Source organism: Variovorax sp. CCNWLW225 (genome assembly GCF_037204045.1).
In the GTDB taxonomy this organism is placed as follows: Bacteria; Pseudomonadota; Gammaproteobacteria; order Burkholderiales; family Burkholderiaceae_C; genus Variovorax.
The window spans coordinates 21,972-47,029 of the sequence record NZ_JBBCBV010000026.1 but is presented as its reverse complement, the minus strand read 5'-3'; the positions used below and the strand labels follow the sequence as shown (position 1 = coordinate 47,029).

25 protein-coding genes are annotated in these 25,058 nt (G+C 66.5%); 14 read left to right on the top strand and 11 right to left on the bottom strand.

Annotation, left to right across the window (positions count from 1 at the left end):
- Positions 1–93: 93 nt before the first annotated feature.
- From rsmG to V9L20_RS25440, 5 genes are all read right to left on the bottom strand, one after another.
- Positions 94–735, bottom strand: a complete 642-nt coding sequence (rsmG, locus tag V9L20_RS25460; RefSeq protein WP_337298673.1) for a 16S rRNA (guanine(527)-N(7))-methyltransferase RsmG — start codon at positions 733–735, stop codon at positions 94–96.
- Complete coding sequence (mnmG, locus tag V9L20_RS25455; protein ID WP_337298672.1) at positions 732–2,690, bottom strand: tRNA uridine-5-carboxymethylaminomethyl(34) synthesis enzyme MnmG; 1,959 nt, start codon at positions 2,688–2,690, stop codon at positions 732–734. The genes rsmG and mnmG overlap by 4 nt, the downstream gene beginning before the upstream one ends.
- A gap of 180 nt (positions 2,691–2,870) precedes the next feature.
- Positions 2,871–3,758, bottom strand: coding sequence for a transglutaminase-like domain-containing protein (locus V9L20_RS25450; protein WP_337298671.1), 888 nt, complete (start codon positions 3,756–3,758; stop codon positions 2,871–2,873).
- Positions 3,759–3,794: 36 nt separating this feature from the next.
- Entirely contained in the window at positions 3,795–3,941 is a 147-nt protein-coding gene (locus V9L20_RS25445) for a hypothetical protein (RefSeq protein ID WP_337298670.1), read from the bottom strand.
- Complete coding sequence (locus V9L20_RS25440; protein ID WP_126746582.1) at positions 3,941–4,126, bottom strand: DUF1328 domain-containing protein; 186 nt, start codon at positions 4,124–4,126, stop codon at positions 3,941–3,943. The genes V9L20_RS25445 and V9L20_RS25440 overlap by 1 nt, the downstream gene beginning before the upstream one ends.
- A 178-nt stretch (positions 4,127–4,304) precedes the next feature.
- Here V9L20_RS25440 and gstA point away from each other — a divergent pair, with 178 nt between their 5' ends.
- The 6 genes from gstA to gloA2 all read left to right on the top strand — a co-directional run bounded on the left by gstA (position 4,305) and on the right by gloA2 (position 9,872).
- Positions 4,305–4,913 carry a glutathione transferase GstA gene (gene gstA, locus V9L20_RS25435; RefSeq protein WP_337298669.1) on the top strand — a complete coding sequence of 203 codons (609 nt, stop codon included), beginning with the start codon at positions 4,305–4,307 and terminating at the stop codon, positions 4,911–4,913.
- A gap of 145 nt (positions 4,914–5,058) precedes the next feature.
- Positions 5,059–5,853, top strand: coding sequence for an enoyl-CoA hydratase-related protein (locus V9L20_RS25430; RefSeq protein ID WP_337298668.1), 795 nt, complete (start codon positions 5,059–5,061; stop codon positions 5,851–5,853).
- Entirely contained in the window at positions 5,850–7,685 is a 1,836-nt protein-coding gene (locus V9L20_RS25425; protein WP_337298667.1) for an acyclic terpene utilization AtuA family protein, read from the top strand. The genes V9L20_RS25430 and V9L20_RS25425 overlap by 4 nt, the downstream gene beginning before the upstream one ends.
- Positions 7,686–7,788: 103 nt before the next feature.
- The gene (locus V9L20_RS25420) at positions 7,789–8,892 is read left to right on the top strand and encodes an alkene reductase (RefSeq protein WP_337298666.1); all 1,104 of its coding nucleotides are present in this window, start codon (positions 7,789–7,791) and stop codon (positions 8,890–8,892) included.
- 69 nt (positions 8,893–8,961) lie between these two features.
- Entirely contained in the window at positions 8,962–9,447 is a 486-nt protein-coding gene (locus V9L20_RS25415) for a RidA family protein (protein WP_258503169.1), read from the top strand.
- A 5-nt stretch (positions 9,448–9,452) separates the two neighbouring features.
- Positions 9,453–9,872 carry an SMU1112c/YaeR family gloxylase I-like metalloprotein gene (gene gloA2 / locus V9L20_RS25410; RefSeq protein ID WP_337298665.1) on the top strand — a complete coding sequence of 140 codons (420 nt, stop codon included), beginning with the start codon at positions 9,453–9,455 and terminating at the stop codon, positions 9,870–9,872.
- On the opposite strand, the gene V9L20_RS25405 is transcribed toward gloA2, so the two are convergent.
- Positions 9,827–11,284 (bottom strand): sensor histidine kinase, encoded by a 1,458-nt coding sequence (locus V9L20_RS25405; RefSeq protein WP_337298664.1) that lies wholly within the window; start codon positions 11,282–11,284, stop codon positions 9,827–9,829. The two genes, gloA2 and V9L20_RS25405, sit on opposite strands and share 46 nt — an antisense overlap.
- The gene (locus tag V9L20_RS25400) at positions 11,281–11,970 is read right to left on the bottom strand and encodes a response regulator transcription factor (RefSeq protein ID WP_157611156.1); all 690 of its coding nucleotides are present in this window, start codon (positions 11,968–11,970) and stop codon (positions 11,281–11,283) included. The genes V9L20_RS25405 and V9L20_RS25400 overlap by 4 nt, the downstream gene beginning before the upstream one ends.
- An 83-nt stretch (positions 11,971–12,053) precedes the next feature.
- Here V9L20_RS25400 and V9L20_RS25395 point away from each other — a divergent pair, with 83 nt between their 5' ends.
- Genes V9L20_RS25395 through V9L20_RS25380 form a run of 4 tightly spaced genes read left to right on the top strand, consistent with a single transcriptional unit; the run spans position 12,054 to position 15,070 of the window.
- Positions 12,054–12,929 carry an alpha/beta hydrolase gene (locus V9L20_RS25395; protein ID WP_337298663.1) on the top strand — a complete coding sequence of 292 codons (876 nt, stop codon included), beginning with the start codon at positions 12,054–12,056 and terminating at the stop codon, positions 12,927–12,929.
- Positions 12,930–12,941: 12 nt separating this feature from the next.
- A complete protein-coding gene (locus V9L20_RS25390; RefSeq protein WP_258503165.1) occupies positions 12,942–13,232 on the top strand; it encodes an acyl carrier protein in 291 nt (96 codons plus the stop codon).
- Between the two features lie 26 nt (positions 13,233–13,258).
- A complete protein-coding gene (locus V9L20_RS25385; protein WP_337298677.1) occupies positions 13,259–14,497 on the top strand; it encodes a beta-ketoacyl-[acyl-carrier-protein] synthase family protein in 1,239 nt (412 codons plus the stop codon).
- Positions 14,498–14,545: 48 nt separating this feature from the next.
- Entirely contained in the window at positions 14,546–15,070 is a 525-nt protein-coding gene (locus V9L20_RS25380; RefSeq protein WP_337298662.1) for a GNAT family N-acetyltransferase, read from the top strand.
- Between the two features lie 25 nt (positions 15,071–15,095).
- On the opposite strand, the gene V9L20_RS25375 is transcribed toward V9L20_RS25380, so the two are convergent.
- Positions 15,096–17,339 (bottom strand): heavy metal translocating P-type ATPase, encoded by a 2,244-nt coding sequence (locus V9L20_RS25375; RefSeq protein WP_337298661.1) that lies wholly within the window; start codon positions 17,337–17,339, stop codon positions 15,096–15,098.
- A gap of 133 nt (positions 17,340–17,472) precedes the next feature.
- Here V9L20_RS25375 and V9L20_RS25370 point away from each other — a divergent pair, with 133 nt between their 5' ends.
- On the top strand, positions 17,473–17,667 hold the full coding sequence (locus tag V9L20_RS25370) for a heavy-metal-associated domain-containing protein (RefSeq protein ID WP_126746571.1): 195 nt from the start codon (positions 17,473–17,475) through the stop codon (positions 17,665–17,667).
- Positions 17,664–18,071, top strand: coding sequence for a Cu(I)-responsive transcriptional regulator (gene cueR / locus V9L20_RS25365; protein WP_126746570.1), 408 nt, complete (start codon positions 17,664–17,666; stop codon positions 18,069–18,071). Before V9L20_RS25370 ends, cueR begins: the two co-directional genes overlap by 4 nt.
- A 106-nt stretch (positions 18,072–18,177) precedes the next feature.
- On the opposite strand, the gene V9L20_RS25360 is transcribed toward cueR, so the two are convergent.
- Positions 18,178–19,140: a YcjF family protein gene (locus V9L20_RS25360; RefSeq protein WP_258503160.1), complete on the bottom strand. Its 963-nt coding sequence runs from the start codon at positions 19,138–19,140 to the stop codon at positions 18,178–18,180.
- Between the two features lie 566 nt (positions 19,141–19,706).
- Between V9L20_RS25360 and creB the strand changes: the two genes are divergently transcribed.
- On the top strand, positions 19,707–20,489 hold the full coding sequence (gene creB / locus V9L20_RS25355; RefSeq protein ID WP_258503159.1) for a two-component system response regulator CreB: 783 nt from the start codon (positions 19,707–19,709) through the stop codon (positions 20,487–20,489).
- Complete coding sequence (creC, locus tag V9L20_RS25350) at positions 20,486–21,943, top strand: two-component system sensor histidine kinase CreC (protein WP_337298660.1); 1,458 nt, start codon at positions 20,486–20,488, stop codon at positions 21,941–21,943. Before creB ends, creC begins: the two co-directional genes overlap by 4 nt.
- Before the next feature lie 16 nt (positions 21,944–21,959).
- Here creC and V9L20_RS25345 read toward each other — a convergent pair whose 3' ends face one another.
- Both V9L20_RS25345 and V9L20_RS25340 read right to left on the bottom strand, forming a co-directional pair.
- Entirely contained in the window at positions 21,960–22,565 is a 606-nt protein-coding gene (locus V9L20_RS25345) for a hypothetical protein (RefSeq protein WP_258503157.1), read from the bottom strand.
- Positions 22,566–22,655: 90 nt separating this feature from the next.
- Positions 22,656–25,046 (bottom strand): penicillin-binding protein 1A, encoded by a 2,391-nt coding sequence (locus tag V9L20_RS25340; RefSeq protein ID WP_337298659.1) that lies wholly within the window; start codon positions 25,044–25,046, stop codon positions 22,656–22,658.
- Positions 25,047–25,058 lie beyond the last annotated feature (12 nt).

Here is a 25,058-nt window from a genome sequence, read left to right as displayed (position 1 = left end):
AGCCAGGGGAGGCGTCGAGTCTAAGCGAGGCAGGCGCCGCGATGAGCGCTTGGCGCCGGCTTTCATCGGCGCCTCCGCTTCTTTTTTGCCGGTTCAGGCGGTTTCTTTGCGTGCCCAGACGATGCAGCGCTCGGCGTCCAAGCCCGGGACGGTCAGTTGTTCCACGTGAAACACTGCGACGCCTTGGGGCAGCACGGCAAGTTCATCGCTCGGTACCTTGCCTTTCATGGCCAGCCAGACGCCGCCGGGCGCGAGCAGGTGTTTCGATCCGTTGAAGAAATCCGGGAGCGAAGCGAAGGCGCGGGAACTGATGATTTCGTAGCTGCCGGTGAGCGATTCGACCCGCGCGTGAAGGCCGCGCAGATTGGGCAATTCAAGTTCGGCAGCCACCTGTTGAACGAAGGCCGCCTTCTTGGCGACGGCGTCAAGGCAGCTCACATCGAGATCGGGCCGCATGATGGCGATCACCACGCCCGGCAACCCGCCGCCCGATCCGACATCGAGAAGCTTCCCCTTCCCTGCCCACTCCCGCTGCAGCGGGGCTACCGCCGCCAAGCTGTCGAGCAGATGGTGCGTCAACACACTGGCCGGGTCGCGCAAGGCCGTCAGGTTGTAGACCTTGTTCCACTTGAGCATGAGCGCGCCGTACGCCAGCAACTGCTCCGCCTGCTTATCGGACAAAGCGGTGCCCAGGGCTGCCGCGCCTTGGCGCAGCGTTTCGATGGGCGCGCTCATTGGGCGGGTTGCGATTCTGCGGTCGCTTCCGTGGCGGCGTCACGATTGAACGCCTTGTGGCCGCCTTTTCGCAGATGGATCATCAACAGGGAAATTGCGGCAGGCGTCACGCCCGAGATGCGCGAAGCCAAGCCCAGCGTTTCGGGCCGGTGCTTGTCGAGCTTCTGGCGAACCTCGAAGCTCAGCGCCTTGACTTGGCTGTAGTCGAAATCCGCCGGCAGCCGCAGGTTCTCGAAGTGCGCGGCGCGTTCTACTTCGTCGTGCTGCCGCTCGATGTAGCCGGAATACTTGGCCGAGATCTCGATCTGCTCAATCTCGGTTTCGCTGAGCGCCGAGGCTGCGCTGTACTTTCCACCGTCCAGTGACATCAGGGTTTGATAGCTCACATCGGGCCGGCGCAGCAGATCGGCCAAGTTGTATTCGTGCTCGATGGCCTTGCCCAGCACCCGCTCCGACTCCGCCGCTGGCAGGTTGCGCGGGTTCACCCAAATCGATTTGAGCCGTTGTGTTTCACGTGAAACAGCATCGCGCTTCCGGCTGAAAGCATCCCATTGCTCATCGCCCACCAAGCCGAGCTTGCGCCCTGCTTCGGTCAGGCGCATGTCGGCGTTGTCTTCGCGCAGCTGCAGCCGGAACTCCGCGCGGCTGGTGAACATGCGGTACGGCTCGGTCACACCCTTGGTAATCAGGTCGTCAACCAGCACGCCCAGGTAGGCTTCATCGCGGCGCGGCAGCCAAGCGTCCTCACCCCGGCATTGAAGCGCAGCGTTGATGCCGGCAAACAAACCTTGGGCCGCGGCCTCTTCGTAGCCGGTGGTCCCGTTGATCTGGCCGGCAAAGAAGAGGCCCTTGATGGCCCGGGTCTCGAAGCTGCTCTTGAGTTCGCGCGGATCGAAGTAGTCGTACTCGATGGCATAGCCCGGTCGCAGGATATGGGCGTTCTCCAGGCCGGGCATCGAGCGAACGAGCTGGTACTGAATGTCGAACGGCAAGCTGGTCGAAATCCCGTTCGGGTAGTACTCGTTGGTCGTCAGGCCTTCGGGCTCGAGAAAGATCTGGTGGCTTTCCTTGTCGGCAAAGCGGTTGATCTTGTCTTCCACGCTAGGGCAGTAGCGCGGGCCGACGCCGTCGATCTTGCCCGTGAACATCGGGCTGCGGTCGAAGCCGGAGCGAATGATGTCGTGCGTACGCTCGTTGGTGTGCGTGATCCAGCAGGCCATTTGCTGCGGGTGCATGTCGACCCGGCCCATGAAGCTGAACACCGGCATGGGCCCTGCCCCGCCCGGCATGCCGTCGCCCGGTTGTTCGGTGCACTTCGAAAAGTCGATGGTGCGGCCGTCAAGCCGCGGCGGCGTGCCGGTCTTGAGGCGGCCCTGGGGCAGCTTCAGTTCCTTGAGCCGCGCCGACAGGCTGATGGCCGGGGGGTCGCCCGCGCGCCCGGCCTGGTAGTTGTCGAGGCCGACGTGAATGCGGCCGTCGAGAAAAGTCCCGGCGGTGAGCACCACGGTGCGTGCGCGAAAGGCAATGCCCACCTGCGTGACCGCGCCCACCACCCGGTCGCCCTCCACCATCAGGTCGTCTACCGCTTGCTGGAACAGGCTCAGGTTCGGCTGGTTCTCCAGGCGGCGGCGAATCGCGGCCTTGTACAAGACACGGTCGGCCTGCGCGCGGGTCGCGCGAACGGCCGGGCCCTTGCTCGAATTGAGAATGCGAAACTGGATACCCGCCTCGTCGGTTGCGATGGCCATCGCGCCACCCAGCGCATCGACCTCTTTCACCAGGTGGCCCTTGCCGATGCCGCCGATCGACGGATTGCAGCTCATCTGCCCCAGTGTCTCGATGTTGTGGGAGAGCAGCAGCGTCTTCGCGCCCATGCGGGCAGCAGCAAGCGCGGCTTCGGTGCCGGCATGGCCACCGCCAACGACGATGACATCGAATTCTTCGGGATACAGCATGAGAGAGGGGCGCACTGACGCGTGCGCTGCGCAAAGGGGGCACCAATTTTAATCGGGGGTGCTGCTTTGCGCCCGGAATGGGGGCAACGTGGTTAATTGCCCTAAAAACGCCCGGATATCGTTCCAGTAACCATTTGAATGCTATCTATTTGATAGCACCACAACAAGGCTGCATCAGGCCTAATCGGCCGCGGCAGCCAGTTCCACGACAGGCACCGGCTTTTCGATGCCCACCAGCGCGCCCGTGGGCTCGGGCTCGGCTGGCGGCGCCACGCTCTCGTCCTGCAGTTCGCGAATCACCAGCGTCTTGCCCGTCATGGCCACCGCGCCGAATATCGTGCAAAAGGCCACGTCCTTGGCGTCGCGCCCCGTGCCCACCCGCACCAGCCGGTCGACCGGCGCCATGCGAGTCGGGTCGAACAGCACCCATCGTCCGCCAAGCCAGGCTTCGAAGACGGCATGGAAATCCTGCGGCGGTTCGTCGAACCACACGTAGCCCACCACCAGCCGCGCCGGAATGTTCAGCGCGCGGCAGAAGGTAATGCCCAGGTGCGCAAAGTCGCGGCAAACGCCGGCGCGTTCCACGAACACTTCGCGCGCGGTCGTCGTCGAGTCGCTGCTGCCCGGCTCGTAGGTGATGCTGTCGTGAATCCAGTCGACGATGGCCTGCACCCGGCCGATGCCCGGCGCGAGATCGCCAAAGAGCTGCTGCGCGCAACGCGACATCAGGTCCGACTCGCAGTAGCGCGACGGCATCATGTAGTGGAGTATTTCGTTCGGCACCTCGTTGACCGGCACCTCCTGCAGATCGAGCGGCACGTCGACCTGCCTGCGCTGCACGGTCGCCTTGTAGCGGATCTTCAGCGGGCCGGGCCGTGCATCGAAGCGCACGAACCGGTTGCCGCTCGACTCGTCGCAATACACCTGCACCTCCGTCGGCGGCTCGATGGTCAGCGCTTCGCTGATCACGGCTTGCGAGCCCGCCTGCGCAGCCTCGATGTTGAGCTGCATGTGCGCGGGCGCGCTGACTTCGTAGCCGAGTTCCGCCTCGATGTGGGAGATGTGCATGCGCGCCTTCGGTGGTTTGTTGTTGTCGATCGGGGTTCAGGCGCGCCGGCGGCGCGAGCGGTGCTCAGGAAGCTGCCAGTGCGTTTGCGTCACCAGCAGCACCCGCATCACGCGGTGGGCCGGGCTCTGCAGCAGTACGCCGAGCGGACGCGTGCGCGGCCACCGCGGAACAAGGCCGTGCATCAATCGATTGCCTTTTTGACTGCCCCGATTCCCAACGCGGCGAGAACCACGAAGATCACCGCCAGCACCAGGAACAGGCCAAACAGCAGCTTGGCAATACCGGCCGCGCCGGCCGCAACGCCGCCGAAGCCCAGGACGCCGGCCACCAGCGAGATGACCGCAAAGATGATCGCGTACTTCAACATCTGAAACTCCTTGTGGTGGGCCACCCCACCGTTGCGGCGAGCTTAGAAAGGGCCCGCCGCCGCACCGATAGTCGGCGCGCGCGAGCAGCCGTAGGACAAAACGCGCATCGTGAAACCCGCTAGCATGCAGGCGGTCCAGAGATTTTTTCGCTATCCACATCCTTCGGAGATTCCTCGCATGAAGCTGTATTACTCGCCCGGCGCCTGCTCGCTCTCGCCCCACATCGCGCTGCACGAAGCCGGCCTCGCCTTCGAACCTGTGCTGGCCAGCACCAAGAGCCACAAGCTTCAGGACGGCACCGACTACTACGGCATCAACCCGCTGGGCTATGTGCCGCTGCTCGAGCTCGACGACGGCACGCGCCTGCGCGAAGGCCCGGCCATCGTCCAGTACATTGCCGATCTCGCGCCCACCAAGAACCTCGCGCCAGCCGCCGGCACGCTGCAGCGCTATCGCCTGCAAGAGTGGCTGACCTTCATCGGCACCGAAATGCACAAGGGCTACAGCCCGCTGTTCAACTCGGCCATGCCCGAAGAAGCCAAGACCATCTTCAAGGACAAGCTCAAGTCGCGCTACCAGTGGCTCGACGGCCAGCTCGCGGACAAGCAGTACCTGATGGGCGACCACTTCAGCGTGGCCGACGGCTACCTGTTCACCGTGACCAACTGGGCCAAGCCCACCGGCGTGAACATTTCGGACTTCGCCAATGTGCAGGGATGGCACGCGCGCGTTGCTGCCCGCCCCGCCGTTCAGGAGGCGATGAAGGCCGAAGGCCTGCTGAAGTAAGAAGAAGCGCCCAGAACGCGCCTGCAAGCGGTTCGGCCCTCTAGGGAAAACCCGGGCCGCTTCAGCCACAAGCCGCATGTTGCGGCTTTTTTTTCGGGCCACGCTAGGGGTCGAATTCCAGACCTTGCAGCGAAGGACCCGAACAATGGCCGAAGCCCCTTCAGCCCCAAAACTGCGCGAGGAGGTGCGCGAGGAGATGCGCGGCCCCGTGATGTGGCTCACCATCGACCGCGAGGAGCGCCGCAACGCCATCAGCGCGGGCGTGCTCTCCGCAATGTCGAATGCGCTTGCGCGCGCCAACCAGGACCGCGCGGTGCGCGCCGTGGTCATCACCGGCAGCGGCACGCGTGCCTTCTGTGCAGGCGCCGATCTGCAGAGCGGCACCTCCTTCAAGTTCGACTATGCGGAGCCCCATCAGGGCTTTGCAAACCTCTTTCGCCAGGCGCGCCAATCGACCGTGCCGCTGATCGCGCGCGTCAACGGCGCGTGCATGGCAGGTGGCATGGGGATCATGGGCATGTGCGACATGGCCGTGGCCAGCAGCCAGGCCGTGTTCGGCCTGCCCGAGGTCAAGGTGGGCCTCTTTCCCGCGCAGGTGCTCAGCGTGCTCGGCAACCTGCTGCCGCGGCGCGTGCTGGCCGAGATGTGCATCACCGGCGAACCGATCAGCGCCGCACAGGCGCTGGAGTACCGGCTCGTCAACCACGTGAGCGACGACCTCGATGCAACGGTCGACTGGCTGCTCGGTCGCATGCTCGACAAGTCGCCCGCGGCCATACGGCGCGGCCTGTACACCATGAAGAAGATCGAGGCCATGGCCTTCGAGGAATCGATGGCGTTCACCGAAAGCCAGATCGGCCTCTTCGCTCTGACGGAAGACGCGGCGGAGGGCCAGCTCGCCTTTCGCGAGAAGCGCAAGCCGCAGTGGAGCGGCCGATGAACCGCGTCGTGCGCATCGGCGGTGCATCGGGCTTCTGGGGCGACAGCAGCGTGGGTGCGCCGCAGCTCGTGGCCAGCGGGCAGATCGACTACCTGGTGTTCGACTATCTGGCCGAGCTCACCATGTCGATCCTCGCGGGTGCGCGGCTCAAGAAGCCGGAGCTCGGCTACGCCACCGACCTCGTCTCGGTTGCGATGAAGGCGGTGCTGAAGGACGTCGTGCAGCAAGGCATCCGCGTGGTGAGCAACGCGGGCGGCGTCAATCCGCAGGGCTGCGCCGATGCGTTGGCCGCGCTCGCCGCCGAGCAAGGCATTGCATTGAAGATCGCCGTGGTGAGCGGCGACGACGTCTCGCCGCTGCTGCCGCAGCTTCGGCAGCAACAACCCCCAGTGCGCGAACTGCAAAGCGGCGCACCGCTGCCCGAGCGCGTGCTCACGGCCAATGCCTATCTCGGCGCGCGGCCCATCCAGGCGGCTCTGGACGCGGGCGCGCAGGTGGTCATCACCGGCCGGTGCGTCGACTCGGCCGTGACGCTCGGCGTGCTGATGCACGAGTTCGGCTGGCAGCCCGGCGACCACGACCTGCTCGCGGCCGGCAGCCTCGCCGGCCACATCATCGAATGCGGCTGCCAGGCCACAGGCGGCCTGCACACGGACTGGGACACCGTGCCCGACTGGCCGAACATCGGCTACCCGATCGTCGAGTGCCATGCCGACGGCCGCTTTGTCGTCACCAAGCCAGCGGGCACGGGCGGCAAGGTGACGCCGGCGGTGGTCGGCGAGCAGATGCTCTACGAGATCGGCGACCCCTCGGCCTACCTGCTGCCCGACGTGGTGGCGGACTTCACGCAGGTGCGCATCGAACAGGCGGGCGAACACCGCGTGCGCGTGCACGGCGCGCGCGGCCGCCCGCCCACTGCAAGCTACAAGGTGTGCGCCACCTATGTCGATGGATTCAAGGCCGCATCGCAGCTCACCATCGTCGGCTTCGATGCGGTGGCCAAGGCGCAACGCACGGGAGAGGCGATCCTCGCGCGCACGAGCACGCTGTTTGCGCAGCATGGCTTCGGTCCCTACAGCGGCACGCAACTCGAAGTGCTTGGCGCGGAGTCTTGCTACGGCCCGCACGCACGCGCGACGCAAACACGCGAGGCTGTGCTCCGGATCGCGGTCACGCACTCGCGCAAGGAAGGGCTGGAGCTCTTCGCGCGTGAGGTGGCTCCGGCCGGCACTTCGTGGGCGCCGGGCACCACCGGGGCCGGCGGTGGGCGCTCGCCGGTGTCGCCGTCCATTCGCCAGTACGCGTTCCTGCTCGACAAGTCGAAGGTGGACGCGCGCGTGGAGATCGACGGACAGTGCATCGAAGTACCGCGCGATGCGGGGCCGGCTGCCGGCGAAGAGGCGTTCTCGCCAATGCCGCTGGCAGGCATTGCCAAGCCGCAACCTGCATCCTTCGATGCGGACACCGTCGAAGTCCCGCTCATCCGCCTCGCCTGGGCGCGCAGCGGCGACAAGGGCGACACCTCGAACATCGGCGTCATCGCGCGCCACCCTGCCCTGTTGCCGCTGCTGCGCGAGCAACTGACCGAAGCGCGCGTGGCCGAATGGCTCGCGCACCTGGTCAAGGGACCTGTCACGCGCTACGAAGTGCCAGGCATCGGCGCCTTCAACTTCGTCTGCGAACAGGCACTGGGCGGCGGCGGCATGGCGTCGCTGCGCAACGATGCGCTCGGCAAGGGCATGGGACAGATCCTGCTCGCCATGCCGATGCGCGTGGGCGCCGAATGGCTCTGGCTGCTGGAGGCAGAACCCCGGCAGATTGCGTCGGACTGAGCGCCTAGCAGCAAACGGGCAACCGTGCCGCAGCAGGGTTGGCCGCGCGGGCTTAGCCTCGCGGCCTCTGTCCCACTCTTTCCGGCCATCTCCGGTTCACGCAATGCCCTCTCTCTTCGACCCCGTAAAAGCCGGCGACCTGCAACTCGCCAACCGCATCGTGATGGCACCGCTCACGCGCAACCGCTCGCCGAATGCCATTCCGACCGAGATGGCCGCCACCTACTACGCGCAGCGCGCCTCGGCCGGCCTGCTCATCACCGAGGCCACCGCCATCAGCCACCAGGGCCAGGGCTATGCCGACGTGCCGGGCCTCTACGGCACCGAACAGCTCGACGGATGGAAGCGCGTGACGGACGCGGTGCACGCCAAGGGCGGCAAGATCGTGGTGCAGCTCTGGCATGTGGGCCGCGTGTCGCACACCGAACTCCAACCTGACGGCGGCAAGCCCGTCGCACCCTCGGCCATCACCGCCAAGACCAAGACCGTGCTCATCAAGGACGGCGTGCCGACCTTCGTCGAAACCTCCGAGCCGCGCGCGCTCGACGCCGAAGAGTTGCCCGGCATCGTCCACGCCTACGCCGCCGCCGCGCGCAACGCGGTGGAAACCGCCGGCTTCGACGGCGTGGAACTGCATGGCGCCAACGGCTACCTGCTCGACCAGTTCCTGAAAGACGGCAGCAACAAGCGCACCGACGACTACGGCGGCAGCATCGAGAACCGCGCCCGCCTGCTGCTCGAAGCCACGCGCGCCGTGGTCGATGCGGTCGGCGGCGGCAAGACCGGCATTCGCCTGTCGCCCGTCACGCCCGCCAACGACGTGCACGATTCCGATCCGCAGCCGCTCTTCACCTACGTGGTGAAGCAGCTGGCGCCGTTGCGCCTGGCCTACATCCACGTCATCGAAGGCGCCACCGGCGGCCCGCGCGAAATCGAAGACCGCCCGTTCGACTACGAGGCACTCAAGGCCGCCTATCGCCAGGCCGGCGGCAAGGGCGCATGGATGGTCAACAACGGCTACGACAAGCCGCTGGCCGATGAAGCCGTCAAGGAAGGCGACGACCTCGTGGCCTTCGGCAAGCCCTTCATCGCCAACCCCGACCTGGTGCGCCGCCTGCGCGAGAACGCACCGCTCAATGAAGTGGACAAGGCCACGATGTACGGCGGCGGCGCCAAGGGCTACACGGACTATCCGACGCTGGCCTGAGTTCGCAAGGCGGCGCAAGGCCATGGCAAGATGCGGCGGCACATTGATCTGCCGCAGGAGAGAAACGCCATGGCCCGCATCGAACAGCGACTCGCAACCCTCGGCCTCGTGCTGCCGCCGCCGGTCTCGCCGCCGCCCGGCGTGGTGCTGCCCTTCAGCTTCGTGCGCATCGTCGGCCGCCGCGCGATCATCTCCGGCCACGGCCCGCTCAACCCCGACGGCACCATTGCCGCGCCGCTCGGCAAGCTGGGCCGCGAGCTGACCGTGGAACAAGGCTACGCATCGGCACGGCTGACTGCCCTGGCGATGCTGGGCAGCCTGCAGCGCGCACTCGGCGACCTGGACCGCATCACCGCGTGGACGCGCGTGTTCGGCATGGTGGCCTCGGCACCGGGCTTCGACAAGCAGCCCGCCGTCATCAACGGCTTCTCGGACCTCGTGCTCGAACTCTTCGGGCCCGACATCGGTGCGCATGCGCGCAGCGCCGTGGGCATGGCCGAGCTGCCATTCAATATTCCGGTGGAGATCGAAGGCGAAGTGGAGTTCGAGGCTTGAGCGCCATGCAACTCGGAAGACTGCATCACGTCGCCGTCATCTGCGGCGACTACGAGGTGTCCAAGCGCTTCTATACCGAAGTGCTGGGCCTGCGCGTGGTCGCCGAAAACTACCGCGCGGCGCGCAATTCGTACAAGCTCGATCTCGCGCTGCCCGACGGTTCGCAGATCGAGCTGTTCTCTTTTCCGGACGCACCGCCGCGCCCCACCCGGCCCGAAGCGCAAGGCCTGCGACACCTGGCTTTCGAAGTGCCCGACGTGCAGGCCGCGGCCGAAGCACTGGCCGCGCAAGGCGTTGCAGTGGAGCCGCTGCGCATCGATGAATACACGGGCCGCCGCTTCACGTTCTTTGCGGACCCCGACGGCCTGCCGCTGGAGCTCTACGAGGCCGAGCCGGGCACACCCCCTGGCGCAGTGCCCTCGTAGTCGGCCTGCAGCGGACGGTGATGAATCTCCGCGAAGGTCACGCTCACCCGCAACCCCGAGGGCTCGGCCGCATCGAGCCGCAGTTCGGCGCCGAGCAGCTCCGCATAGCGCGCAACGATCGACAGGCCCAGCCCCGAGCCCTGCCCCAGCTTCTGGCCCGCCGGGCCTTGCGCCCAGCGCTGCATCAGGTCGCGCTGCGCCTCGAGCGGAATGCCGGGGCCGTCGTCGATCACGCTCAGGGTGCGGCCCGCCAGTTCGACGGTGATGGTGCGCCCGCCGTAGCGCAGCGCGTTGTCGATCAGGTTGTCGAGAATGCCTTCGACCAGCGCTTCGTTCGCGAGCACCGTCACGCGTTCGTCGAGGCCGCGCGCACCCAGGTCGACGCCGCGCGTATCGGCGCGGGCCAGGTGCCGCAACACGGTTTGCTCGGCGAGCATGTCGAGCCGCACCGGTTCGCGCGCAAGGCCGGTGCGCGCCTCGTCGGCCAGGGCCAGCGCCAGCAGCTGGTCGATGAGATGGCTCGCACGGGCCTGCCGTTCAGCCACGCGCGCAAGCTGCTCGCGCCACACTTTGGAGTCGTGCTGCGCAAGACCGTATTCGGCCAGAGCGCGAATGCCGGCGAGGGGCGTGCGCAACTCGTGCGCCACATTGCCCACGAACTCGCGCTGCGCGCGCACGCTGTGGTTCAACCGCTCGAACAGCGCGTTGACCGCATTGCCCAGGCGCTGCACTTCGCGCGAGGTTTCGACCACCGCCACCGGTGAAAGGTCGTACACATCACGGCGGTCAAGCGCCTGCTGGAGTTCGCCGAGCGGACGCAGGTCGCGCCGGATGCCACGCCAGAGCCATACCGCAAGCAGCACCAGCAGCAGCGCCTGCGGCGTGAGCGCAAAACCGAGCAGCTGCCGGACCAGCGCCGCGCGGCTGAGCGTGGTCTGCGCAATGATCACGCGATACGGCATCAGCAGGCCGGGATCGGCGTCGTGATCGAGCACCACGGCGCGCAGCACCTTGCCGCCATGGTTCACGTCCGAGAAGCGATAGCGCGCGCCCTCCGGCGGCAGCGGCGCGTTCAAGCCCGCCTGGCCCGAGATCAATGTACCGTCCATCCGCTGCACCGCGAAGTACACCTGGTCCACCTGGTCGAACAGCACCGTGGCCACTTCGCGCGGCGACAGCAGCAGCTCGATGCCCCGCTCGCCCGCCTGCACGTTGGCAGAGAGTGCATAGGCGTCGTCCAGCATGCTGCGGTCGAAGGCCTGCTCGGCAAAGTAGTTGGCGATGACCAGCGCAATCACCGCGCCCAGCATCCAGGTGAGCGCCAACGGCACCAGCACGTTGCGCAGCACGCGGCGCGTAAGCGAAGGCGCGGCCTTCTGCCGGCGCGGCGCGGCGGGTGCGGTGCGGCTCACACTTCGGCTTCGAGCAGGTAGCCGATGCCGCGCAGCGTGCGAATGCCCGCGCCCGAGCCGACCAGCTTCTTGCGCAGCCGCGAGATGAAGGCCTCCAGCGCGTTGTCGCCCAGCGATTCGTCGAAGCTCGAGAGCTTGTCGGACAGCGCCCGCTTGCTCACCGTACGGCCCGGCGGGCTCATCAGCTCCCACAGCACTTCGAACTCGCGCGCCGGCAGGTCGAGCGGCCCGTTCGCGGTCGAAAAGCGGCGCGCCTTGCGGTCGAGCTTGAGATGCCCGAGCAGCACGATGTCCTCGGTGCCCTTGGCGCGGCGCACGAGCGCGCGCAGGCGAGCCTCGACTTCCGCGAGATCGAAGGGCTTGCCCAGGTAGTCGTCGGCACCGGCATCGAGGCCCGCAATGCGCTCTTCGGTGCGGCCCCGCGCCGTGAGCACCAGCACCGGCGTGCGGTCGCCTCGCGCGCGGGCCTGGCGCAGGGCGGTCAAGCCGCTCGCCAGGCCGCTCGTGGGGCTTGCCGTGGCCGGCAGGTTCAGGTCGAGCAGCACCGCATCGAAGGGCTGCACGCGCCAGAGGTGGTCGGCGTCCTCGACATTGGCCGACACGTCGACCCGATGGCCGGCATCCGCAAGGCTGCGCAGCATCACGTCGCGCAGTACGGCATCGTCTTCGACAAGCAGGATTCGCATGGTGTGTGTAGTGGGTTGAGAAGCCTATTCTTGCGCGAAGGAGGGTCAGCGGCCCGTCAGTGCCCAGCGGCGATAAACGCGCCATGAGCATACGACAGCAACCCGCGGCGCGCCGCACGGCCATCGTGCTGCTGCATGGTTTATGCAGCACACCTGACGAGCTCCTGACCGTGCAATCGGCCCTGCGCGGCAGCGGGTATCCGGTGCATCCGATGCGCGTCGACGGCTACTCCTTCGATGCCGCCGCGCCGGTGCAGTACGCCGCACCCTACGAGCGCTGGCTCGACGCCATCGAAGCGCAGGTCAGGATGCTGCGCGCGCAGCATGACCGTGTGCTGCTGGTCGGCATCTCGGCCGGTTCGTCGCTTGCGCTCGGCGCGGCCATCCGCTGCGGCAGCGATGTCGACGCGCTGGTGCTGATGTCGACTACGCTGCGCTTCGACGGCTGGGCCATTCCGCGCACGCACGTGCTGCTGCCGCTGGCGTTGTACACCCCGCTCGGCCGGCTCTGGCAGTACCGGGAGCGGCCGCCCTATGGCGTGAAGAACGAGCGCGTGCGCGCCTGGATCGAGCGCGAACTTCGCCAGCGCAAGGTATCGAGTGCCGGCAGCGCGCTGATCGGCGTCGGCCACTTGCGCGAGCACGACCGGCTGATCCGCCATGTGAAGCGCAACCTTCGCCGCGTGCAGTGCGCCAGCGTGCTCGCGCTGCATGCGCGGCAGGACGAAGTGGCCAGCGTGGCCAACCTCGACATCCTCGCTCGAGGCCTGCGCTGCAAGGCATTTCGCAGCGTGGTGCTGCCCGACAGCTATCACATGATCTCGATCGACAACGACCGCCACCAGGTGGCGCGCGAAACAGTGGCCTTTGCCGATGCCATGGCACATGGCGCGTCGGGCACCCCGGGCATGTCGGTTGCTTCCGCCGCCTCGTCCACCCACAGCAACTTTTTCGCCTGAAAGAAACGTTTCATGTCCTCTTCCCTGTCTTCACTGATCTTCAACAACATCACGGCCATCCTTGTGAGCAAGTTCGAAGTCGAGCGAACGGCCATTGCGCCCGGCACGGCCTTGTCCGAGCTCGGCCTCGACTCGCTCGGGCTGATGGAGTTCGTCTTCGCGGTGGAAGACGCTTTCCATCTGCGCCTTCCCGAAGACCGGCTCGATCCGCGAGAAGCGGGCATCACGCTCCAGAGCCTGTGCGAGGCGATCGAAGAGCAGATCAGGTGCGACGCCGAGTCGCCGGCGGCCGTGCTCGCGTGAGCAACGGCAAGGGCCATTCGATCTCGTTGGCCGGTGCGCCGGTGTTCGTCACGGGTCTGGGCTTTGTCACACCGCTCGGGCGCACGGTCGACGCCTTCGACGATGCGCTCTTCAATGCACGCTCGGCGGTGCGCGCACAAACGCTTTGCATCGAAGGCCTCGATCCGATGGAACTTGCCGTGGCCGCCTGCGAGTTCGACGCGGCCGACGTGCGAAGCAACTCGCGCCTGCCGCTCGACCGCGGCACTGCAATGGCGCTCGCGGCCGCGCACGACGCCGCTGCAGAGGCCGGGCTCGACGCCGGCAGCGTCGATCCCACGCGCCTCGGCATCTTCTGGGGCAGCGGCCTGGCCGGCGCAGACACCTTCGACGACACCACGCAGGCGCTCTACGCCGAGCAGCGCCGCATGCGGCCCACGACGGTGCTCACCGTCATGCCCAATGCGGCGGTGGCGGAGCTCGCATTGCAGTTTGGCGCGCAAGGCGCCGCCATTGCATACGCCTGCGCCTGCGCTTCTTCGGCGGTGGCCATTGGTGAAGCGATGCGCGCCATCCGCGGCGGCTGGATCGACGTGGCCATTGCCGGCGGACACGATGCGATGCTCACGCCGGGCGTGATGGCCAGCTGGCACGCAATGCGCGTGACCGCGCCCTTGCCGCCCGGTGCGCCCGAAAGCGCCTGCAAGCCTTTCTCGGGCGACCGCGCGGGCTTTGCGCTGGGCGAGGGAGCCGCCGCGCTGGTGCTCGAATCGGAAACGCACGCATCGGCACGCGGCATTGCCGACAGCACGGCGCTCACGCTGACCGGCTATGCGACCAATTGCGACGCCGCGCACATCACCAACCCCAACGCCGCCGGCCAGGTGCGCGCCATGCGGGCGGCATTGCTCGATGCCGGCATCGAGGCTTCGCAGGTCGGCCACATCAATGCGCACGGCACCGCCACCCGCGCCGGCGACGCCGCGGAAGCCGCTTCCATCCGCGAGGTGTTCGGCAATGCCACGCCGGTGAGCGCCACCAAGGCCATCCACGGCCATGTGCTCGGCGGAGGCGGTGCCATCGAGCTCGTGGCCGCATTGCGCACATTGGCGCGCGGCATGCTTCCGCCCACCGCCAACCTGCGCGTGCCCGATGCGGCCTTCGACCTCGACCTGGTGCGAGGCGAGGCGCGCGAAGCCGGGGGCCTGCGCCATGTGCTTTCCAATTCGTTCGCATTTGGCGGCACCAACGCGGTACTGATTGCTTCCCGCGGCGCGCAGCGCTGAAGCGCCAGCCGTTTCAACGCAACATGCGAAAACGGGCCCGGACTCGGTATGCTGGCGGCCTCATCCGCATCCGCAGGCAACCCCGTCACCATGCGCAGGCTCGCAACACCTCACGATCTCGAAGCGGTCTTCACCATCTACATGCATGAGCGGGTCGTGCCCTTTCTCGGCTACGACCCGATGCCGCTGGAAGAATTTCGCGCCATCTACAAAGAGCTGGTCGACAGCCGCTGCTTCTACATCTATGAAGACGGCGGCCGCGTGGCGGGCTTCTATCGTGCGACGCGCTACGCCGGCCGCGTGCGGCACGTGGCCTGCTTCGGCACGCTGGCGGTCGATCCGGCGCTGCACGGCAAGGGCATTGCCCACGCGATGGTGAGCGATGCCATTGCGCATCTCAAGGCCGACGGCGTGAAGCGCATCGAGCTTTATGTAGAAAGCGACAACGTGCCGGGGCTGCGCTTCTACAAAAAGCTGGGCTTCGAATGCGAAGGCACGCTGCGCAAGTTCTACAAGCGTGCCGGCGAAGCCGACTACATCGACGACCAGCTGCTCGCGCTGCTGATCGACTGAAGCACCAGCAGCAAGCGTCGGAGCCTCAAGGCTTCCAGCGCCGCAGCAGCAGCGCGTTGGCCATCACGCTGACGCTCGACAGCGCCATGGCTGCACCCGCCACCACGGGGCTCAGCAGCCCGAAGGCCGCGAGCGGAATGCCAGCCACGTTGTAGGCAAAGGCCCAGAAAAGGTTCTGCCTGATCTTTGCCACCGTGCGTGCCGAAAGGTCGAGTGCCTGCGCTACCAGCGCCAGGTCGCCGCGCATCAGCGTGATGCCCGCGGCTTCCATGGCCACGTCGGTACCGCCGCCCGAAGGCGCCATTGCAATGCCCACATCGGCTGCGGCCAATGCGGGTGCGTCGTTGGCGCCATCGCCGACCATCGCGACCACATGGCCGTCGTTGCGCAGTGCACTGACCTGCGCCGCCTTGTCGGCCGGCAGAACGTCGGCACGCACATCCGCGGCGGCAATGCCCAGCCGCGCCGCCATGGCTTGCGCCGCACGCTCGTTGTCGCCCGAGATCATCACCACGCGCAGGCCCCGCGCACGCAATGTGCGAGCGGCTTGCGCGGCCTCTGGCTTCGGCTCGTCGGCAAAGGCCAGCAAGGCCTGTACCTGCGCAGCGCCCGCCGCATCGAAGCGCAGCAGCGCCGATACGGTGGCACCCTGCGTGTGCAGGCGCTCGACTTGCGCCGCATCGGGAACAACGCTCAGTTCGGCGCACCAGCGCAAACTTGCGATGGCCCAGCTCTCGCCATTCACTTCACCGCGCACGCCGCGGCCCGGCATTGCCTGCATGGCGCCCAGGGTCGGTACCGGCAAGCCGCGCTGCGCCGCAGCCGCCGACACGGCACGCGCGAGCGGATGCTCGCTGCCACTTTGCAAACTCGCTGCCGTTGCCAGCAGTCCGGCTTCGTCGCCAAGGTCTTCCACGGGAATCAATGCCGTGAGCACCGGCCGGCCCAGGGTCAGCGTGCCGGTCTTGTCGAAGGCCACGGTGTCGATCTTGTGGGCAAGTTCCAGCGCCCGCGCATCCTTGATGAGAACGCCGCGGCGCGCCGCCACACCGGTTCCGGCCATTACCGCGACAGGCGTCGCGAGCCCCAGCGCACAAGGACACGCGATAACCAGCACGGCCACCGCGTGGATCATCGCAATCTCGATGCCGGCGCCCGCGAGCAGCCAGCCCACCAGCGTGGCGAGCGCAATCAACAGCACCACGGGCACGAACACCGCCGCGACCTGGTCCACCAGCCGCTGGATCGGCGCCTTCGCGGCCTGCGCGTCTTCGACCAGGCGGATGATGCGCGCCAGCACGCTTTCGGCACCCACCGCGCTCACTTCGACGACCATGCGGCCGTCGCCGTTGACGGCACCGCCCGTCAGCGCATCGCCGGGACCCTTGGCCACCGGCAGCGGCTCGCCGGTGAGCATCGATTCATCGACTTCGGAGCGCCCTTCGATCACGCGCGCATCGGCCGGCACGCGTTCACCCGGCCGCACTGCAAGCCGGTCGCCCACCATCACTTCGGCCAGCGGCACATCGGTTTCACCACGCTGGCCGACGAGGTGCGCAATTTCGGGCCGCAGTTGCTGCAGCGCGCGAATGGCGGATGTGGCCTGCCGCTTGGCGCGCGCTTCCAGCCATTTTCCGAGCAGCACCAGCGTGATCACCACGGCCGACGCCTCGAAGTAGAGGTGAGGCACAGCGGCACCATGCCCCGCGTGCTCGCCCGTGGCCGCGCGCCACCAGAGCCACAGCGACAAACCGAAGGCCGCACTGGTGCCCAGCGCCACCAGCAGATCCATATTGCCGGTACCGGCCTTTGCGGCATGCCAGCCTGCACGGTAGAACCGAGCGCCAAGCCAGAACTGCACCGGCGCCGCCAGCAGCAACTGCACCCAGGGCGGAAGCATCCAGTCCTGGCCGAAGGGTTGCCCCAGCATGGGCGCCAGCAACGGTATCGAGAGCAAGAGGCCGATGCCCACAGGGCCGAAGCCGTGCCAGGGCGACACCGCCGCGGCTTCTTCGGCCGCATTGCCGGCCGCGCGTGGCTCATAGCCCGCGGCGCGCACGGCGCGGCGCAGGCGCGCATCCATGTCTTCGCCATCGGCCGCCACCACGCGGGCTGATTCGGTGGCCAGGTTCACGCTCACGTCCTGCACGCCGGGCACGCTCTTGAGCGCGCGCTCCACGCGCATCACGCACGATGCGCAGGTCATGCCGCCGACAGAAAGATCCAGGGTGCTCATGGGGTTCAAGGGGTAGTGCTGCAGATTGTCCATGCACCGAAGGTAAAGTCTCACATCATGGCAAGGTCAAGCCGAAAGCACAGTGCCCCTGCGCTGGACATTGACATCGTGAGAGGGTTCAAACTGGCGGCTTCCTTGATTCAACTTCCAAACAGGAGCAACAAAGATGAGCCAGAAATTCCAGGTCTCGGGCATGAGCTGCGGCCATTGCGTGAGCGCGGTGCAGAACGCGGTGCAAACCATCGACCCCAAGGCGCAGGTGACGGTGGATCTTGAAACCGGCCACGTCGACGTGCTGAGCACGCAGCCGCGGCAGGACATCGTCGCCGCGATCGAGAACGCCGGGTACAAGGTGCAATGAGCAACAGCTTCGGAACCGTCTCCATCGGCGAGGCTGCAAGGCTTTCAGGTGTTTCCGCGCGCATGGTTCGGCACTACGAAGGCCTGGGCCTCCTGCCCGCCGTGCCGCGCACCGAAAGCGGCTACCGGCAGTACGGCGATGCCGACATCCACACGCTGCGCTTCATCAAGCGCTCGCGCGACCTTGGTTTTTCGATGGAAGAAATTGCCGAGCTCGTCGGGCTGTGGCACAACCGCCGGCGTACCAGCTCGAGCGTGAAGCGCGTGGCGCAAAAGCACCTGGACGAACTGGAGCAGCGCATTGCCGACATGCAATCGATGCGCAGCACGCTCGCGCACCTGGTGCATTGCTGCCATGGCGACGCGCGCCCCGACTGCCCCATCCTGGACGACTTGGCTAAATAGGCTCTCCCCCAGGCTTCGCGCACTTCGTATCGCTGCGCCACCCCCCTCGCCGGGGGCAACACCAGTGGCCCGGCAAAGCCGGTTCCACGGTGTTCCTGGAAAATACTCAGGCTCCTCTGACGAGCGACAGCACCTTGCCGGCGTCGAGCGTGCGGGCTTTTTCCTGGATGGCGGGCAGGTATTGGGTCTGCAGGCCCTTGCCTTCCTGCATCACGCCCGCGAAGGCGTCCTTCAGCATTTGCGTGGAGAGCGTGCGGCCGCCGGCGTAGTAGCGTTTGGCCACGTGCCCCAGCGCATAGGTCGATGCGAAGCTCATGCCCGAACTCACCGCCTGGTTGCCGAGGCCGCGCAGCATGCCGCCGCCCATCTTGCCGAGCAGGCCGCCGAGCAGCTTGCGCCCCGCCTGCTCCAGGTACTGCGAAGTCAGGCCCACGCCGACCGTCGCCAAGAAATCCTTGACGTGGCCGCTGTCGAGCTCGTAGCCATGAGCCTTGCCGATGCGGTAGACCAGTTTCATCTGCAGCGGAATGATCGCCATGGTCGAGAGCGTTTCCGGCAGCAGTTCGAGCGCGCCGTTGAGGATGGCCGCGTTGAGAATCGATTTGTCGAGCTCGGCGCTGTCGGGCAATTGCGCAGCGACGGCTCCTGCCGTGGGCACGGGCGCTGCTGCCGCTGCGGCACTGGTGGCCGCCACCGGAACCGCGGCAATTTCTTCTGCCTGGCGCGAGAACTGGGCGGCCGAAGCATCGAGACCCAGCGAGGTGCGCACGTCGGCCAGGAACATGCGCTCCGCTTCCGATTGCGTGCCGTCCGCATCGCACACGCACACCGCCATTTCATAGGCCAGCTGCTTCGATTCGGTGCTTTGCAGCTCGCCGGCCACCGAAGCCAGCGAGACGCGCTTCATCAGCACGTCCTGGTAGAGCGTGGGCAGGTTCACGCCATCCGCCTGCGAAAGGCCTTCGGCAATGCGCTTGATCTCCGCGCGTTCGCGCTCGTGCTTTTCGCCGTCGACAAAGGCAGCCAGGAGGCTGAGGGTCACGATGGCCTTGGTTTCGGTAGGTGTCACGTTGGAAATTCCGCTGGTTGAAGGACAAAGTTCGTTCGGCGCCGCGCGCGAAGGTTCCGCTGCGGTTCTCCCCACAAAGCTTGGGCAACTCTGTGGATAACACTCGCACTTCTTTGTAGGAGAAAGCTAAGTGTTTGATTTACAAGGCAAATCTACAGTCTGCCTAAATAAGCGGCAATGAATTTCTTGCGCCGGAAACCGCCTTTCGCAGAATTCCGGAACCCTGTCAAAGGACAACTCTGGGGAGAGTTCTGGCACAAGCAGGCGGTTATCCACAGGGCGGACGCGCCGGCCAATGTTGTTCCTTTTGGCGCGACAGCACGGAAGCGCGGCTGCGCACAGTGACAGAGGTATGACAAGTGACTGTCACACAAGGAAAAAAGCGGCATGTCCACAGACAGGTGCGACCCTTATCTACTACTACTAATTTGAATAAGAGAGATAAGAAGAAGATACAGAGCCAACGCCGCGCCAGAAAAAAAGACCCCGAAAGGCCACGCCGTGTCCTTGGCGCCAGGCCACAAAACCAGCCTCGCCGGGCGGCGCCCCCTCGCTAACATCCGGGGATGAGTTTCAAACCCCGGATCCTGATCGCCGAAGACGAATCGGGCATTGCCGACACGCTGCAATACGTCCTGAAGAGCGATGGCTTCACGCCAGTCTGGTGCGCAACGGCCGAGGAAGCCATCGCGCAGTTCGCACAGGAGCCGCCGGCGCTGGCCATCCTGGATGTCGGCCTGCCCGACCTCAACGGATTCGAGCTCTTCAAGCGCCTGCGCGCGCTGAACCAGTCGCAGGGCGGCGCCGAGGTGCCGATGCTGTTTCTCACCGCAAGAAGCGACGAAATCGACCGTGTGGTCGGGCTGGAGCTCGGTGCCGACGACTACATTGCCAAGCCGTTTTCGCCGCGTGAACTGGTGGCGCGGGTGCGCACCATCCTCCGGCGCAGCGCGCGAGCGGCCCCTGGAGGCCCCGCGGCAGCAAACAACGGGGGTCCCCCTCAAATTCCGGGCGCGGCGGCTCCTGCGAGCTCCCAGCCACCCGCAACGCCGTTTGCGCTGGACAACGAGCGCATGCAGATCCGCTACTACGGACGGCTGCTCGAGCTCTCGCGCTACGAATACGGCCTGCTGCGGCTCCTGGTGCAGCGGCCGGGCCGTGTTTTCACGCGCGATGAGTTGCTGCAACTGGTCTGGGACGATGCGAGCGACAGCTTCGACCGCACGGTCGACGCGCATGTGAAAACGCTGCGCGCCAAGCTCAAGGCCGTGGCGCCCGATGTGGAGCCGATCCGCACGCTGCGCGGCACCGGCTACGCGTTGAACGAAGAATTGCCCCGGACGCCGTGAGCCGGCGCACGCGAATCTTCATCGGCATCCTGCTGATCTACACGGCGGGCATCGCGTTCCTGCTCTACCGCGTGGTGTCCGACATCGACCCGCGCTACCGCGAATCGGCCGAGGAATCGCTGGTCGAGACCTCGCAGCTCATTGCCAGCCTGGTCGAGCAGGACGTGATTGCCGGTGCCATCAACACCGCGCGGCTCGAGCCGCTGTTCCGCACGGTGTATGCGCGCGAGTTCTCGGCCCAGATCTACAACCTGCACAAGAATCGCGTCGAGCTGCGCGTGTACGTGACCGACCGCAGCGGCCGGGTGATGTTCGATTCGCTCGGCAGGCACCTGGGTGCCGACTACTCGCAGTGGAGCGATGTGAACCGCACGCTCGCGGGGCTGTACGGCGCGCGCACTTCGCGCGACGTCGACGGCGACCCGCGCACCTCGGTGATGTACGTGGGCGCGCCGATCCGCTGGAACAACGAGATCGTCGGCATGGTCAGCGTCGGCAAGCCGGTGCAGAGCTTCGGCCAGTTCGTGGAAGATGCACGCGCCCGCACGCTGTGGGTGGGTGTGGGTTCTGGCTTGGCGCTGCTGCTGCTGGCGGTGATCGTCTCGGTCTGGCTGGTGCGGCCGTTCGGGTTGATTTCGGACTACTGGACCTGGGTGCGCGCCCAGAAGAAGCTGAGCCTTTCGCGCATGGCCCGGCGCGCGGTCGATGCGGTGCGCACCGGCTTCAGCGAAATGCGCGATGCGCTCACGGGCCGCAACTACGTGGCCGACTATGTGCAGACCTTCACGCACGAAGTGAAGAGTCCGCTTTCGGCGATTCGCGGCGCGGCCGAGCTGCTGCAGGAGCCGTCGATGCCGCATGTGGAGCGTGAGCGATTCCTGAAGAACATCGAACGTGAAACGCAGCGCATCCAGGAAATCGTCGACCGCATGATGGAGCTCACCGCGCTCGAAACGCGGCGCGGCCTCGACCGCACCGAGCCGGTGGCGCTGCCCGCGCTGATCGAGGACGTCGCTCTCAGCGCGCAGCCTGCCGCGGCCAAGCGCAACATCGGCGTGCGCGTGAACATCCGCACCGACGCCAGTACCGAGGGCGATCCGTTCCTGCTGCGCCGCGCCGTCAGCAACCTGCTGGACAACGCCATCGATTTTTCACCGCAGGGCAGCGAGGTGCTGCTCACGCTGGAGACCACCTCGAAGCTCGCGCGCGTGACCGTGCGCGACCGCGGACCGGGCATTCCGGACTACGCGCAGGAAAAGGTTTTCCAGAAGTTCTATTCGCTGGCGCGGCCGCACAGCCAGAAGAAAAGCACGGGCCTGGGCCTGGCTTTCGTGAAAGAGATTGCCGCGCTGCACCGCGGACGCATCGAGCTCGGCAATGCGGCACGCGGCGGCGCGGTGGCCACGCTCACCTTGCCGCTCTTGCCTTCATCGCACCACTCTTCGCATCACTGAAGGGCCTTGGCAAGGCTCACCGGCCGATGAGCGTGCCGTAGGCCCGGCGCGTGGCCGGGCTCACTGCTTCCAGCAGTTGCTCGTACGAGGTCTTGTGCCGCGCCAGCATGCGCGCGGACGCGACGGTTTTCGACTTGCAGAACCAATGGCAGGTGTGCTGCATCAGGAACAGCTCGGCCGACATGGTGAAGGCCTTCGCCTTCGGCGTGCGGCCCGCTTCGTTGCGCATCACCTCCGAAATGCCGCGTGCATGGATCACGAGCGCTTCGCGCAGGTCGAAGGTGGCGGCCGGGAACAGCTTGTGAGCGAAGGGAATGGCGAAGGGCAGCTTGCTCACGCGTGCATCCGCCGCGTCGACTCGTGCGAAGGCTGCGGCAAAGCTGTCGAACTGGCCCGAGAGTTTTTCCTCGGTGGAATCGAGCAGGCTCCAGATCTGCTGGCGCCGTTCGGCGTCGTCTTCGCCCAGGCAGCGCAGGTAACCCTCGGTGAGGGTTTCCATGAGCCTTTCGATCTGGTATCTGCCCAGATGGCTCCCGAGCAGCGCGATGCGCTGGCGCTGCTCGCGCGACCTGAGGATGTAGGCACCGATGACGAACAACGTCACCAGGGTAAGAATTTCCATGAGAGCGTGGGGAAGTTGGACCGGAAGGCAGCACCGAGTGTAGAGACCCGGAACCACCCTCTCTTTTGCCCGCCCGTCCCGCGCTTGTGCTTACCGGAAGAATTCGAGAATGCGGTTGCGCTCTTCGGGCGGCGGCGGTGGGCCCAGCGGCACGCCCGAGAGTTCTTCGGCCGGCGGCGCCGGGGCCTCCGTGTTTTCGACGCCCAGGCTCGCCACGCCACGGCCCGGCGCGAAGTCGTCGAAGTACCACTCGCCGTCGATGTTGACGACGCCCGCGGGCTCGGCAATCTTGCTCACCGGCACGCCCTTCAGCGCCGTCTGCATGTAGCCGATCCAGATCGGCAGGCTCAGGCTGCCGCCGGTTTCGCCGCGCACGCCCAGCTGGCGCGGCGTGTCGTAGCCGATCCATGCAATGCCCACCGTGGTGGGCTGGAAGCCCGCAAACCAGGTGTCGAACGAATCGTTGGTGGTACCGGTCTTGCCGAACAGGTCGTCGCGCTTGAGCGCCTGGTAGGCACGCGCGGCGGTGCCGCCCTTCACCACGCTTTGCAGCAGCGAATCCATGATGAAGGCATTGCGCTCGGGAATGGCGCGGCGGGATTCGTCGAGCACCGGTGGTTCGGTTTCGAGCAGCACCTTGTCGCGCATGTCGGTCACGCGCGTGACCAGGTACGGATTGACGCGGTAGCCGCCGTTGGCAAACACCGAATAGGCGGTGGCCATCTGCATCGGCGTGACCGATCCGGCGCCGAGCGCCATCGGCAGGTAGGCCGGGTGCTTGTCCTTGTCGAAGCCGAACTTGGTGATCCAGTCTTGCGCATACGGCGCGCCGATGGACTGCAGCAGGCGGATCGTTACCAGGTTCTTCGACTTCATGAGCGCGGTGCGCAGCGGCATCGGCCCTTCGAAGCCGCCGTCGAAATTCTTCGGTTCCCAGGGCTGGCCGCCGGGGGTGCTCGGCTCGAAGTACAGCGGCGCGTCGTTGACGATGGTCGCCGGCGTGAAGCCCTTCTCGAGCGCGGCCGAATAGATGAAGGGCTTGAAGCTCGAACCCGGCTGGCGCCAGGCCTGCGTGACGTGGTTGAACTTGTTCTTGCCGAAGTCGAAGCCGCCCACCAGCGACTTGATGGCACCGGTGCGCGGGTCCATGGCGATGAACGCGCCTTCGACCTCGGGCAGCTGCGTGATCTCCCAGGTGTTCTTCGGCGTCTTCGCCACGCGGATCACCGCGCCGCGGCGGATCTTGATGTGGGGTGGTGCCTTGGCCGCAAGGCCCGATTGCGCGGGCCGCAGGCCTTCGCCGGTGATCTGCACGGTTTCGCCGTTGGCGCGCACGGCCTTGATTTCCTTGGGGCCGGCCTCCAGCACCACCGCCGCCATCACGTCGCCGTTGTCGGGATGTTCGGCCAGTGCGTCGTCTACCGCTTCGTCGGCTTCCTTGGCGTCCTCCGGCAGGTCGATGAAGCGCTCGGGCCCGCGATAGGGCTGGCGCCGCTCGTAGTCCATGATGCCCTTGCGCAGCGACTTGTAGGCCGCCGCCTGGTCGGCCGCAACCAGCGATGTGTAGACCTTCATGCCGCTGGTGTAGATGCTGTCGCCATATTGGGCGTACATCATCTGGCGCACGGTTTCGGCCACGTATTCGGCATGCAGCCGGTTCGGATCGGCGGCATCGCGCAGATGCAGCTCTTCCTTCTTGGCTTCGGCCGCCTGCTCGGCGGTGATGAAGCCGGTCTCCTGCATGCGGTCGATCACATAAAGCTGCCTCGCGCGGGCGCGCCGCGGGTTGGCCACCGGGTTGTTGGCGCCGGGAGCCTTCGGCAGGCCGGCCAGCATGGCGGCCTCGGCGGTGGTGATGTTCTGCAGCGGCTTGCCGAAATACGCCTCGGAGGCCGCCGCAAAGCCATAGGCTCGGTTGCCCAGGTAGATCTGGTTCAGGTAGATCTCGAGAATCTGGTCCTTGGTGAGCTGCTGCTCGAGCCGCAGGGCCAGCAAGATCTCGTAGGTCTTGCGGCTCAGCGTGCGCTCGGAGCTGAGGTACACGTTGCGCGCCACCTGCATGGTGATGGTCGAGGCGCCCTGCTTGCGACCACCCTTCAGGCTGGCCACCGCCGCGCGCGCAAAGCCCTTGTAGTCGACACCGCCGTGGTCGTAGAAGCGCGCGTCTTCCACGGCCAGCACGGCGTCCTTCATCACCTTGGGTATGTTGGCAAAGGGCGTGAGCGTGCGACGCTCTTCGCCGAATTCGCCGATGAGCGTGCCTTCGACCGAATACACGCGCAAAGGCAGCTTGGGCCGGTAGTCGGCAAGCTCGGAGATGTCGGGCAGACGGGGCGAGATGACGGCCACCGCCACGCCGGCGGCCACCAGCACAACCAGCGCGGCCGAACCGCCGACGATGGCGCTCCACCGCGCAATGCGCCGCAGCCGCATCGAGCGTTCGGAGCGCGCCGGTTCGGTGGAAGGAGAGGAATCGTCCATGGAAGTCAGTAG